The following is a 12,772-nucleotide window of genomic DNA, read 5'->3' as shown; positions in this document are numbered from 1 at the left end:
CTTATGAGAATCAATACAAATCAATATAATCTTAATCTTAATCACGATCCGGAAGCAATTAAAAATCATTCCAAGAAATTAAAATATGCGGAGTTTTTCGCCGGCGGTCTTGGTTGCGCTTGGGCTGCCAAAAAAAATCCTGATTTGGATGTCAGGTGGGTTCTAAACCATGATTTGATTGCTTGTAAAACTGCTTTTTTCCATTTAAATGGTACAAAAGTATATTTTGCAGATATATACATGCAGGACGAACATGAATTAGAACCAGTAGATGTTATTCAGGCTTCTTTTGAGTGCGATTTTCACACGCCTGCAATAGGTTCAACTCGTATTGACCAAAAAAGTTATATGATGGGATGGGAACTATACAGATACGTGGCTTTTTTGAATCCTTTAGTTTTGAAAGTAGAAAATGTGCCAGGCGTCAAAAATTGGGCTCCACTTGGTGAAGATGGCCAGCCAGATAAAAACCGTGCCGGTGAAGAGTTTGAAAAGTGGAAAAAGGCAATGATGGATTTAGGTTACAATTATACTGAAAGTATCAGATGCGCAGCTGATGATGGAATACCAACTACAAGAATACGCTACTTTGCAATTTTCTATAAAGAAGGCATTGAAGTTTCATGGCCGGAAACGACCCATAATGAATTTGGTACTGATGGTAAATCACCATGGATTCCGTGTAAAAATTTCATTGATTTAGAAAATCCCGGACAGAGCATTTTTGGTCGTAAATTCAATGAGAATTTGCCTAAACAACACCGAAAGCCACTTTGTCGTAATAGTATGCGTAGAATTGGAGCAGGTATAAAAAAGAACGCTCCAAATTTTGTTAGACTTATTTCAAAATTCTTATCTGAAGAAGGAATATTACTAGATCAAAGTATAAATAATTATATAGAATCAGAACCAATTGACAGTAAAGATAAATTGATATGTCGTGAAAAAATACAATTTATTGCCGATCATTGTCATTCAGATTCTTTTCAAAAATTAGATGATCCTTTAAAACCTTACACAAGTCAACAAACTAAAAGGTTAATTACAATTGATCAATTTGTGGCTCAATATTATGGCACTATTCAGACACAAACTATTGAAACTCCTTTGAATACAATACCTTGTCGTGACATACATCAGCTACTAACAATAGAAAAAATTCAGTTTTTGTGTGAATATTATGGAGGTTATGGTAATCCGGAATCAACTATTAAAAGCCTTGATAAACCACTATCTCCAATTCTTAGCGAGCCAAAGCATCAATTGGTAACATTACTTAGTGGATTTGATATTAAAGCACGATTTCTGACCAGTGAAGAGCTGGCAGAAATAAGCACTTTTCCCAGAGATTTTTTCTCGCGTAAAGGTTTGAACTTATCACATAAAAATGCAATTAAACTTATTGGGAATGCAGTTCCTCCTGAGTGGTTTTATAAAATACTATCGCATAATATTGACTCTATTTTAGAATATAAGAAAAAAGGATTAGCAGCATAACGCCATATTCTGTATGAAAACTTTGCTTGTCGGCAAGGTCGCTATTTGTAATGTGTTATAATCGGGAGAATATTGGCAAAGTTTTCATGACCCTTTTAAATTACAATAAGACTGACGTGGGAAAGACCTCTTTTTTAAACTTTAAAACTATCATAATGACAATAGAAATATTAGAAAATAAAATAGCTTTTCAAATAGGTTTCTTGGAATTTTCCGGAAAATTACCTGAAGAAATAATTTCTGATCTAAAAGCACTCGCTATAGATTATGCGGAACAATTCAAAATTAAAGCTGAACAATATGACAAATTAGAAAACCGAATAGCTAAATGTTATGTTGATGAAAATGGCAACGAACTTTCTCCAGAAGAATCTGAAAACATTGATTTGGGAACAATTGGTGAAATAGCAGCCGGAGCTTTTGGATGGATTTAAATTAAAATTAAATAAACTTCTGGGAGGAGTTATAAAACCCAAACCAATTATTATGAATAAATTTTTAAAAATTTCAGTTATTTCGGTTGTCATTACTATAATGTTTTTTTTAGTTTCTGGACTATGGAAAGCTGTTTATGAGGGCAATTACTTTGCAAACAATTCCTTGTCTGGTATTTTACTCGTTATTGGAATTATAGTTTTGATGGTTTTGACATTTATAGGATCTAAGACTTTTTGGAAATCTTTTATTTTTCTGTCTTTGGTTGTATTACAAAGTTGCAATTACGCAAAATCCAATCAGCAAGTTCTTGTATCTGAAGATTGCGGAATGAATTGGAAAAAAGTAAACGCTGGTGATGCTGTTCCGAAAGGCGGAATGAATCCGTGTTACATGAAAGTTGTTGTACCTAATTTCCCAATGCAGGGAGATATGAAGTTTTTAGCGAACTTAGATAAGCGAGTAAAAGTAACAACTCATATTGATTATGATTACAGCATAATAAATGGTTTGGCTTTCATCAATGAAGCTAAATACATTGGAAAAGCCAACGCTGATGCTGATAGTCAAGACGCACTTGATCCTGCAGCATTTGAAGGAGCTGAAAACCGTGTCATTGATAAAAGAATTAAAGAGGTTGCAAAACGTCTATTCCTTAATGAAGATATAGTTGACATGGAACAAGACGAACTTGAATTACGTTTGGAAACTGAGGTCAATAAAGTTTTAGAAAAATTCGGCGTAAGATTGAATTTTATAACGCTTACTTTCCTTCCTGACGATCAAACAAAGCAAGCAATTGATATTTCTACAGCTATGCGAATTTACCGCAGCAATGATCTTGAAGAGCTTGGAAAACAAGTAATGATTGCCAGATCTGGCGCAACACAAATAACAATTGAAAATAAAACAGAAACACCTGCTAATATTGAATAAATAATTGCAATCCAAATTTTAAAAACCACTCGATTTGAGTGGTTTTTTTTATTCAATTTTCCAACCTATACGCATAATATCCTCATTAAGCTTATTGATATGAATTTGATATGGAATTTTATCTGCTAACCGGATTAAAAGTTTCATCCGGAAAGGCGATAAGTTTTGAAAATTCTGAAAGATGCAAATAGGATTGTTTCTTTTGTTATTGATTACCATTGTACATCCAGTTTGCAAATTATTGTACTTTGAGAAATACTGCAAGCTTTCAAGTGTTTTTGGCTCTAATCGCCTAAAAATCGCTTTCATATTATCCACTTCCTGATCTATAAAATACCTGGTATTCATTTAAACAATTTCTATTCCGTATCGGACGGTAATTAAATTTTCATATTATTTTCAAATTCTGGGATTACAAAATTATGCATAAACTCATTTGGCTAATGGTTCTAAATTGTAACATTATATTAATCTATAATACAACCTCGATATCACATCCCCCCGGAATTTCAATTTTGCCAATCCCCCCAGACCCCCCAATTTAAAAAATTTTGCAAATTTTTGTTTTTCTAAAAGTAAGAGGTTAAAAAAGTTCCACAGTTCCACAAATAAAATATTTATATTTTATAATATATATAACTATTTAATATACAATATATTAAGTCTAAATTAGTTTTAAATTTTCGTGTGGAACTTTGTGGTATTGTTGTGGAACTTATGGAACTTTATTTTAAGGTTCCACAAAAAAAGACTTATTTCCCCAATTTCCAATTACTAAAACAACCGTAAATGCTTGATAATCTGCAATGTGGAATTGTGGAACTTTATTTTTTGAAAAAACATATCTTAAATTTATTTCTCACTTTTTTTTACTCATATTTTATTTCCTGCTGTCCTAATCACTTCTTTGGTAATTGTCGTAAATTCGTCCAAACCAAAAAAGTAAAAATGATACAAATTTCCATTCCGGTAAAAAAGCATGTAAAAAAATATCTAATTAAAAAATATGGTGAAATTCACACCATTTCAAAGAAGACTTTTTTAGGTTTATTATTATTGGAGCTGATCAGTACTGAAGCTGATACTTCGGATATTGATTTCAATGGTTTTGACAGGTACATAATTGACATTCCGGAACTATATTTTAATACAAAAGGATATGTAATCAATAGAAACAAACTTAAATTTTTAGGAGTTTGCCTAGAAAGACTATTTTTTGAAGATTTTCATGCGTTTGTAGATGTGGAATTGGCGAAAGGAAAATCGAACGCTTGGCAAAGTGTTGAATTGTTCTTGAATTTGAACAATATTAACGAAAACGAAATGAAGTTGGGTAGCATGTATCGCAACTACCAAAGGCATTGCGGAGAAAAAATAAAAGAGAAAAAAATAAATGTAATAGTTTATTCGTAGTTACAAAAACGCCTGAAACCGCACCTGTAACGGTGGCAAAATACGACAGTTTTATAAAAATAAATATCAAAAAAATTATGAATTTTACGTGTACTGAAAAGCTTGCCGGATTTGCCGAATTTGAGTTGTTTCTTATAGAAGAAACTGCTAATTGGCCGCTTGTAATTACTGACACAAATTCGAAAGATGTTGTGTTTACTCCATACGAAAATGATGTTGAAGCCATAATCGATGAAGATAGTATAACTGTAGATGTGAACCCAAAACAGTCTTCAGATGGTGAAATACAACAAATATCAATATCTTTTCGATTAATTACCCGAAGTGAAGCTTTAGAACAATTACTGGAACAATACGCAAATAAACCTTGTGTTGGAAAAGGATCTTTAAACAATGACTTTCGAAAATTGTATGGGACTAATGATCAACCTTTATACATGAATTATGAAGTTAACGACGGTACAAAGGTCGATGGAGATTCATATACGTTGGTTAGAATAAAAGGCGAAACCCGCAAACGCCCTGTATATTACAATCCTTAAAATCGCTGTCCTATTTTAAGATTCTGAATAAATCAAAATTTGTATTGTAGAAATTAACAATACAAATTTTTTTATTTTGAATCAAAGCTTAGATACACTTTTTACAGGTCATTTATATATAGACAAGTCTTACGGCGTTAGTTTAGTTCCTTCTTTAATTTCTATGTATACCGGAAAAAGGATCGTAGAAAAAACAGAAGTTGAAAAAATAAATAGTATTACAAAAGTTTACATCACAGCAAAAACTTCAGCTGCTGATGTTAATTCTGCTTTAAATGATTCTTCAAATAAGGTTGTTGTTCTCGATTTTAAACAACCTGTAGTTAAGTTTAGTACGTATTACTGGCTTGGAACTCAAAGTTATATTTCCATTTTACAACGTTTAAAAAATGATCCCACCGTATTAGGCGTTGTCATTGACATGGATACAGGTGGCGGTCAGGTTTATGGCACCCCTGAGATGTACGATGTTGTTGCTGATTTCAAGAAAGTTAAGCCAATTGGTTTTTATACTAATGGTTATATGTGTTCAGGTGGTTATTATATCGCTGCACCTGGTTCTTTTATTATTGCAAATAAGAGAGCTGATGCCATTGGTTCTATTGGTGCATATACTATTATCATGGATTACGATAGCTTACTTGAAAAGTTTGGTGCTAAAGTTCATACGATTTATTCAGATTTATCTCCAGACAAAAACAAGGGTTACAGAGGTGTAATGGATGGAAGCGATCCGGAATATAAAAACTACATAAAAGAAGAATTAAACCCAATGGTTCTTGTTTTTCATTCTGACATGAAAAATGCGAGACCACAACTAAAAGAAGAAGTTTTTAAAGGTGGTACATGGACCGGAGTACAAGCAGTTGAAATGGGCTTGGTCGATAAAACAGGATCTCTACAAGATGCAATTTCCGAAGTTTTTCAAATAGCTGAAAACAATAGTAAATCAAATACAAATACAAACAAAAATATGAACACAAAACAATTGCCATCGTTACAAGCTGCTTTGGGTTTAGATACTCCTTTGGCTTTTACTGAAGAAAAAGGTACGTATTTAAACGATGAACAGTTAGATACGATTGAGAGTAGAATTGTTGAATTAGAAGGATCTAATACAACATTAAAAACAGACTTAGATGCTGCAGTCGCAAATACTGAAGTGAAGGACAAACTAACAGCTTCGGAAGGAACTGTTACTGCTTTAGAAGCTTCAATCGACAGTATGTTAACATCTGCAGGTTTAGATGTTACAGGAACTTTAACCGAAAAAACTAATGCATTAAGTGCAAAAGTTACGGAAATGGGAAAAGCTGACGGTTCCAAACCAACAGTAATAAAAGTTGATGTAAATAATTCTGCTGCTGCATCAAATGTAGTTGGAGGTATTGACATTACGGGAGCAATGAATTGTTAATCAATAAATTTTAATATATGTCAATTATCGCTACAGATATAGTTACGGCTTTTGGAGCACGCTATATAAATGAAGGGCAAAATATGGAAAGCCTGAAGGAGCAAATCCGTCAGCCATCTGTAACGCCATCTTATGCGGTACCAATCATTACTGAAAATGATGTGTATCGTTCATCTAATGCTGCATTAGGTGAAATTGTTCAAGGATTTCAAAAAGCATTTACCGCAAAAGGGGATTTGACTTTTACACCGAATGAAATCGTTTTGCGTAATGCAAAAATCGATATTTCATTATATCCGGATGATGTAAAAGGAAAATGGCTTGGTTTCCTTGCTTCTTTAGATAAAGCTGCAAGAGCTGAATGGCCTATTGTTCGTTATCTTTTGGAAAAGCATGTTGTGCCTCAGATTCCGCATGATATGGAAACAAAAGCATATTGGGGCGGTTCTTATGTTGCTCCAACAGCGGGTACAGCAGGAACAACTGCAGGAACATTAGACGGCTTGAAAAAACTGATTGATGCAGGTTTAACAGCAACTACAATGAATGCTATCGCATTGACTGCATTGCCTACGCCTACAACAATTTTCGACTGTATTGAGGAATTTACAGATGATATTTTTGCACACAATGCCATTCTGGAAAGTGTGAAAATGCGTGTGTATATGGAGCCAAAGTTTTTGAAAAACTATTTCAGAGACAAACGTAATACACACGGAACTGATGTGGATTATAAAGCAGGTCAAAATACTGTCGATTTTTCTCCATTAGTTGAATTGGTTGCATTACCATCAATGGCAGGTTCTGGTTATATCTGGGCTACACCTGTAGACAATTTTGTTCATTTACGTAAAACAAACGGAATGAAAGATCCTAAAGTTGAAGAGGCTAAACGTGAAGTTGCTTTGATGCTTGACTGGTACGAAGGTATCGGATTTGATTATAACCAATTGGTTTACGCATATAAACCAGCTTAATTTTTAAGAAATGGGAAATAATAAAAAAAATACACCTGCAGTTGATAAGACTGCAGGTGTTAATCAGGAAGAAAGCAGATTCGCTGAAACAAAATCTGAACGCGGAACCGTTGAAGGTGAAAAGCTATTTGTTGAACAACAATCAGAAGCTGAAAAAGCCGAAGCGGACAAAGTAGCAGCTGAAAAAGCGGAATCCGATAAAGCAGCAGCCGAAAAAGCCGAAGCGGATAAAGTAGCAGCTGAAAAAGCCGAAGCGGACAAAGTAGCAGCTGAAAAAGCGGAATCCGATAAAGCAGCAGCCGAAAAAGCCGAAGCGGATAAAGTAGCAGCTGAAAAAGCGGAATCCGATAAAGCAGCAGCCGAAAAAGCCGAAGCGGATAAAGTAGCAGCTGAAAAAGCCGAAGCGGACAAAATAGCAGCTGAAAAATCGGAAGCCGAAAAAGCCGAAGCGCACAATTCAATTAATGCAACAATAATTCCTTCGGGAATATTTATTGCGGAAAATGGTGATGAATTTGAATTCACTGTGAGTTCTTTTACATTCCAAGGAAAAGTTTACACCAAAGAGGAAGCTTTGAGTGATCACGCTGATGTTTTAGAGCATCTAATTTCTGTTAAATCATTCATTCTAAAAAAAGTATAATATGTTAGCATTAGAAGATATCGGAGGCCAAAGCTGTGAACCAGTTGCTGGGTTAGCAAATGGAATATATTATGCCCCACACGCTGATTTTGCAACAATCAATGATCCCAAAAAAATATGTGATCCAACACCTGCTAATGTTGCTGCAACTTTTGCAGAATTGGCAGAAATTTCGATAGCACATACTTTTAAAACGGGAAAATGTTTTTTTAAAAACGAGATTGTTACTGAAACAGGATCAATTAAATCAACCCAAATTGGTGAAAATGGAAGGGGATTGTTTCAAAATGAATTAGTAGTTCAAATTGCTGGTTCTGCTGCAGATGTTTTAGGTTATTGCCGTTGGTTGAAAAATCAAAAATTAGTTGTATTGTCAGAAGAATTTGGAAGTGGAAATATTCGCCAATTAGGATCGTCAAGATTGCCTTGTACTGTAAAAGTAGAGCATAATCTTGAAGCAACAATTGAAGGAAACAATTCTGCAACAATCACTTTTAGTGATAAGAATTTTGGACCCGCTCCAATTTATAAAGGTGTAATTCAATTAGTGCCGGAGGCATAATCTTTTAAGGGAGGAATAAAAAAAGCCCTCCAACAATAAATACTTTCCTACGGTAATTTATTTTATAGCAACAAAGCCAAAGCGTTGGAGGACTAAAAGTCTTCTTGCTTTGGCTTTCTTGCATGTTTTAAATTATCGTAGGAATTGCAAATATAATCATCATCAATCAAAAATCGAGCAAAAAATGAAATCAAATTTAAAAAACACAAAGGCTTATGAGCCAGTCAAATCAAGACTTAAAACACCAATTTCTTACTATGGTGGCAAACAATCAATGCTTAAATACATTTTACCATTGATACCAAAACACCGGGTTTATGTGGAGCCTTTCTTTGGCGGTGGTGCTGTATTCTGGGCAAAAGAGCAATCCGAAGTTGAGATTGTGAACGATTTAAACGGTAATGTTATTAATTTTTATCAGCAGCTAAAAACGAATTTTAAGGAATTAAAAGAAATTATAATGTCAACGCCGTACAGTCGCGAAGTGTATAAAAACGCAATGGTCATTTATGAAGTGCCGTATATTTTTAGTCCTGTTCATCGTGCATGGGCTTTTTGGGTTGGTACTGTTCAGGGATTTTCAAATAAAATCGGTTCTTGGCGTAGTGCAACCACAAGAAGTAAAGAAAGTACATTGAATTATAATAAAAAAGAAGGTTTTAATGAGTCTTTATGCAAAAGACTTGAATTAACTCAGATTGAATGCAAAGATGCTATTGATCTTATTTTAAAACAGGATTCGGAAGATACATTTTTTTATATAGATCCTCCTTATGTTGGTGCGAATCAAGGTCACTATGGCGGTTATACTCAGGAGCATTTTGCTTCACTTCTTCACGTTTTAAGTACGATAAAAGGAAAATTTTTGCTTTCTAGTTATCCAAATGAATTACTTGATCAATATCGAAATGATTTTAAATGGTTTAGCAATGATAAGGATATGGTTCTTTCTGCAAGTCGTGAAAGCAACAAAAGAAAAACCGAAGCTTTAACTTCTAACTATCCTATTTAATCTAAAATCAGGTATGTAAATTTGCTTAACGTAAAATTATATCCCTATGCTTGATTATTTAGAAACTGTTCGAGAATTTTTTATTGATAATTTTACACCAAGTAATCCTGAAAGTGCAAATGTAAAATTATCAACTAGAGATCTATTAGTATTTATTTTTAGAACCTTTCCTGCTAATTGCATTTCAGATTACGAACTAAATGAAATTCTTATATCTCTGAGTTATAAGCGTTATACATACGTTATCGAAAGTTACGCTGAAGTTGAAAAAGATGATCGAACAGTTTATGAAATCCGAAAAAGTTTAGATTTCGGTTGGTGTCTAAAATCCGACTTGGATTTAATGACTCAGGAAGTCGAAATGTTGTAAAACCACTCAATGAGTGGTTTTTTTTATGTCCTATTGTAAAAAGTTCACACTTTCCATATTTGTACTATGGAAATTATACAAAATTGGTTTGAAGAAGGGTGTGATTATACGAAAGGAATTGTTATATACGGCAATCTTCCAAAGCATAGTCCATTACTTTTAAAAACGTTTCAAAAAAAGAATAATTCATTCAATAGTGAAAAGCTTAAATACGAGCTGAAGAAGTTTGTTGAAAAATACAAACAAACTGAATTCGTTGCCACTATCCAAAAAGCAATTATCGAAGTAACAAAACCGGTACCAGAAAAAGTTTCTGAAAAGGAACAAAAGAATGCTGTTTTGTTTCATCAACTTCCTGAATCATTGCGTCCAGTGTTACTTGAAGCAACCCAATTGTTTAAAGAAAACTGTTTGCTTAAAGTAAATTTAAATGAACTTCCTGCACATGCTGAAAAGGCAGCTTTAGAACTCCAGATAAAAATTCACACTAATTTCAAAAAGAATGAGCTGTGTTGGCAAAAGATTGATTTGTATTTAGAAAAGAGAATCGTTCCAGAAGCTCCAAAACAGGAATTTGAAGGATTAACACCTGCGGGAATGCTTAGACAACAACAATTGTTATACGCTTCTATTTCAAAATTAAATACCAGGTTAAAAATTAATCGTGAACAGCATTCTAAAGCAACAATTGTCGCGATTAAATCAAAAATTGAACGGCAGATTATAAAACAGGAAGAAAACTTACTACAGCAAAACGAAAAATTAATCATTATAAGCGGTTTGATTGATGGGAACTAAAAAAAGAAATATGCTGATTAAACGTGGTGACAGCACTTTTGATAAGATAAAAGCTCATTATATTAATCCTGAGCTTTTTCCACTCAGTGAAACAAATACCGATATCTTAAATCGATTAAATGAAGTTTTTGCTTTACGCTTAAACCATTTTTCATCACAGCAAATTGTAAATAAATGGGTAAAAGATAAAGGATTGTCACAGGCTCAAGCATATTTGGATATCAGGCAATCTGAAAAGCTTTTTGGTAGTGTAATGAAATCAGATACTGAAGGATCCCGTGCAATTTGGTTAGAGCATACACGTGATTTTTTGAAAGTATGTGTACAAAAAGGAGACAGAAACAATCAGGCAAAAGCATTGCTTTTATTGGCTAAATATGGCGGTTTTGCAAATGAAGATAACCCTGAATTCAATCCGGAGAAATTCGAAAATATGGAAATCCATGTTAATGTACCAAAAGAGGTTCAAAACCGACTTATGGAAATGTTGTCGGGTGGTTCAGTTGATTTAAACGATTTAAATGTTACTGATATTGATTTTGAAGAATTAAAACCTGAAGAAGACGATGATCAGTAAGAAAAAATTTGTTGAACTGACAGTACCTCAATTAACCTGCGTTTTAGCTCCACAAAAAAACAAATACATTGAGATGGGTCGTGGTGGTGGTAAGACCACTATTTTTGGCTTTCAAATGAGGGAATTAGTAAGGCAAATGCCAAGGGCTTCATTTGCTTTAACAGGATCTACCTACTCTCAAATTCTTGCCAGAACATTGCCCTCAGCAATTGAAGGATTGGCAATGTTTAATTTGCACCAAGATGTCGATTTTGTTGTGGGCAGATCAGGTAAAAAGCTTGGCTATGAAATGCCTTTTCAACCGCCGAATCAATGGAACAATATTATACATTTTCCAAATGGTTCGATTTTTCAATTGGTATCTTTAGATAATGCCAATTCTGGCCGTGGTCTTAACTCTTATGCTGAATTAGGTGACGAAGCTGCATTGCTTGATCCGGAAAAACTGTTTACAAATGTAAAAACAACCAATAGAGCCAAAAAGGAGATATTTAAAAATTGCAGTCTTTTAGGTTCTGAATTTTACGTTTCATCAACTCCAATCAATAAAAAAGGGAAATGGTTCACTGATATGGAGGCCGTGGCTAAAAAGAACCCAATGCTGTACGCATTTATTAAGGCTTCAGCACTTTCAAACCCTTATTTAAATCCTGCATGGTTTAAGAAAATGCGTGATCAGGCAGTATCTGAAATACTGTATAATGCTGAGATTTTAAATATCAGACCAAAAGAAATCGTTGATGGCTTTTATGGTAATCTTATTCCGGCTAAACATTACTACACTGATTACAATAATAGTTATCTGGAGACAATTGGCGTTGTTGCCAGACAAGAACACTTTAATTCTAATCAGGACAATGATGTCCGTCCCAATGAACCGCTTATAATGTCAGTTGATTTCGGTGTGTTCAATTGTTGTGTTGTTTCTCAGGTACAGGATGATACATATCGGGTATTAAAGTCATTCTTTGTTAAGTCACCTAAACTATTGGATGATATGTTTATTGAGCAGGTTATCCCCTACTATAGACCGCATCAAGAAAAGTTCGTTTACTTATATGGTGGTCACGACGGTAATAATAAGCTGCCTAACGATAACAGGACATACTTCGAACAGATTACCGAAGTACTTATTAAACACGGTTGGACAGTATATCAAATGACGAAAGGTGCTGCACCAACGCACACAGATAAGTATCTACTCATCAACGCTATGCTTAAAGAACATCAAATGCGATTGCCAAAGATCCGTATCAATGAGCATAACAACCCTGATCTTATCATAGCCTTAGAGCGTACAGAAGCTAAGGAAGCTTTGAAGGGTGGTATAGAAAAGGAAAAGAAGGATGAGCGCAACAAGCTGTTCCCTCAACAACACGCTCCTCACCTCACCGATGCCTTTGACATTCCGATCATGACAATGTTCAATGACATCTTTAAAGGATCAAACCTCCTACTGTCCGAAAGCCGTATTCAAACCACATAATCATTGCATTTTCATATATCCTGACTTTTTGGATATGGAAAGTGTGAAAACTTATAGGGACAGGCGTGCTTTTCTGTCAAATATTATAAAAAATATTATTTCTTTTT

The 12,772-nt window shown here is 34.1% G+C and carries 15 protein-coding genes; 13 read left to right on the top strand and 2 right to left on the bottom strand.

Going from position 1 to position 12,772, the window contains the following annotated elements:
* Nucleotides 1–3: 3 nt before the first annotated feature.
* The 3 genes from RT99_RS06010 (at nt 4) to RT99_RS06000 (ending at nt 2,868) form a co-directional block, all read left to right on the top strand.
* Nucleotides 4–1,497, top strand: coding sequence for a DNA cytosine methyltransferase (locus RT99_RS06010; protein ID WP_042563832.1), 1,494 nt, complete (start codon nt 4–6; stop codon nt 1,495–1,497).
* A 155-nt stretch (nt 1,498–1,652) separates the two neighbouring features.
* Nucleotides 1,653–1,931: a hypothetical protein gene (locus RT99_RS06005; protein ID WP_042563831.1), complete on the top strand. Its 279-nt coding sequence runs from the start codon at nt 1,653–1,655 to the stop codon at nt 1,929–1,931.
* Nucleotides 1,932–1,983: 52 nt separating this feature from the next.
* The gene (locus RT99_RS06000; protein WP_131494900.1) at nt 1,984–2,868 is read left to right on the top strand and encodes a hypothetical protein; all 885 of its coding nucleotides are present in this window, start codon (nt 1,984–1,986) and stop codon (nt 2,866–2,868) included.
* A gap of 48 nt (nt 2,869–2,916) precedes the next feature.
* On the opposite strand, the gene RT99_RS05995 is transcribed toward RT99_RS06000, so the two are convergent.
* A complete protein-coding gene (locus tag RT99_RS05995; RefSeq protein WP_042563829.1) occupies nt 2,917–3,216 on the bottom strand; it encodes a hypothetical protein in 300 nt (99 codons plus the stop codon).
* A 600-nt stretch (nt 3,217–3,816) separates the two neighbouring features.
* Here RT99_RS05995 and RT99_RS05990 point away from each other — a divergent pair.
* The 4 genes from RT99_RS05990 (at nt 3,817) to RT99_RS05975 (ending at nt 7,217) form a co-directional block, all read left to right on the top strand.
* Nucleotides 3,817–4,281: a hypothetical protein gene (locus tag RT99_RS05990; RefSeq protein WP_042563828.1), complete on the top strand. Its 465-nt coding sequence runs from the start codon at nt 3,817–3,819 to the stop codon at nt 4,279–4,281.
* Nucleotides 4,282–4,358: 77 nt separating this feature from the next.
* Entirely contained in the window at nt 4,359–4,823 is a 465-nt protein-coding gene (locus RT99_RS05985) for a hypothetical protein (protein ID WP_042564053.1), read from the top strand.
* Between the two features lie 76 nt (nt 4,824–4,899).
* On the top strand, nt 4,900–6,240 hold the full coding sequence (locus tag RT99_RS05980) for a S49 family peptidase (protein WP_042563827.1): 1,341 nt from the start codon (nt 4,900–4,902) through the stop codon (nt 6,238–6,240).
* A 17-nt stretch (nt 6,241–6,257) separates the two neighbouring features.
* Nucleotides 6,258–7,217, top strand: a complete 960-nt coding sequence (locus tag RT99_RS05975) for a hypothetical protein (RefSeq protein WP_042563826.1) — start codon at nt 6,258–6,260, stop codon at nt 7,215–7,217.
* 63 nt (nt 7,218–7,280) lie between these two features.
* Here the strand turns inward: RT99_RS05975 and RT99_RS25910 are convergent, their stop codons facing one another.
* Nucleotides 7,281–7,742, bottom strand: coding sequence for a pentapeptide repeat-containing protein (locus RT99_RS25910; protein ID WP_082036921.1), 462 nt, complete (start codon nt 7,740–7,742; stop codon nt 7,281–7,283).
* A 119-nt stretch (nt 7,743–7,861) separates the two neighbouring features.
* On the opposite strand from RT99_RS25910, the gene RT99_RS05965 reads away from it, so the two are divergent.
* The 6 genes from RT99_RS05965 to RT99_RS05940 all read left to right on the top strand — a co-directional run bounded on the left by RT99_RS05965 (nt 7,862) and on the right by RT99_RS05940 (nt 12,665).
* Complete coding sequence (locus tag RT99_RS05965) at nt 7,862–8,422, top strand: hypothetical protein (protein WP_042563825.1); 561 nt, start codon at nt 7,862–7,864, stop codon at nt 8,420–8,422.
* A gap of 184 nt (nt 8,423–8,606) precedes the next feature.
* Nucleotides 8,607–9,434: a DNA adenine methylase gene (locus RT99_RS05960; protein ID WP_042563824.1), complete on the top strand. Its 828-nt coding sequence runs from the start codon at nt 8,607–8,609 to the stop codon at nt 9,432–9,434.
* A gap of 46 nt (nt 9,435–9,480) precedes the next feature.
* The gene (locus tag RT99_RS05955) at nt 9,481–9,804 is read left to right on the top strand and encodes a hypothetical protein (RefSeq protein ID WP_042563823.1); all 324 of its coding nucleotides are present in this window, start codon (nt 9,481–9,483) and stop codon (nt 9,802–9,804) included.
* A gap of 66 nt (nt 9,805–9,870) precedes the next feature.
* Nucleotides 9,871–10,602 (top strand): hypothetical protein, encoded by a 732-nt coding sequence (locus tag RT99_RS05950; RefSeq protein ID WP_042563822.1) that lies wholly within the window; start codon nt 9,871–9,873, stop codon nt 10,600–10,602.
* A gap of 10 nt (nt 10,603–10,612) precedes the next feature.
* On the top strand, nt 10,613–11,179 hold the full coding sequence (locus tag RT99_RS05945) for a hypothetical protein (protein WP_042564051.1): 567 nt from the start codon (nt 10,613–10,615) through the stop codon (nt 11,177–11,179).
* Nucleotides 11,169–12,665, top strand: coding sequence for a hypothetical protein (locus RT99_RS05940; protein WP_042563821.1), 1,497 nt, complete (start codon nt 11,169–11,171; stop codon nt 12,663–12,665). Before RT99_RS05945 ends, RT99_RS05940 begins: the two co-directional genes overlap by 11 nt.
* Nucleotides 12,666–12,772 lie beyond the last annotated feature (107 nt).

The organism is Flavobacterium sp. MEB061, assembly GCF_000834715.1.
Classification (GTDB): Bacteria; Bacteroidota; Bacteroidia; order Flavobacteriales; family Flavobacteriaceae; genus Flavobacterium; species Flavobacterium pectinovorum.
Note: the sequence above shows the minus strand (reverse complement) of the source record. Positions and strands in the feature narration are given on the sequence as shown.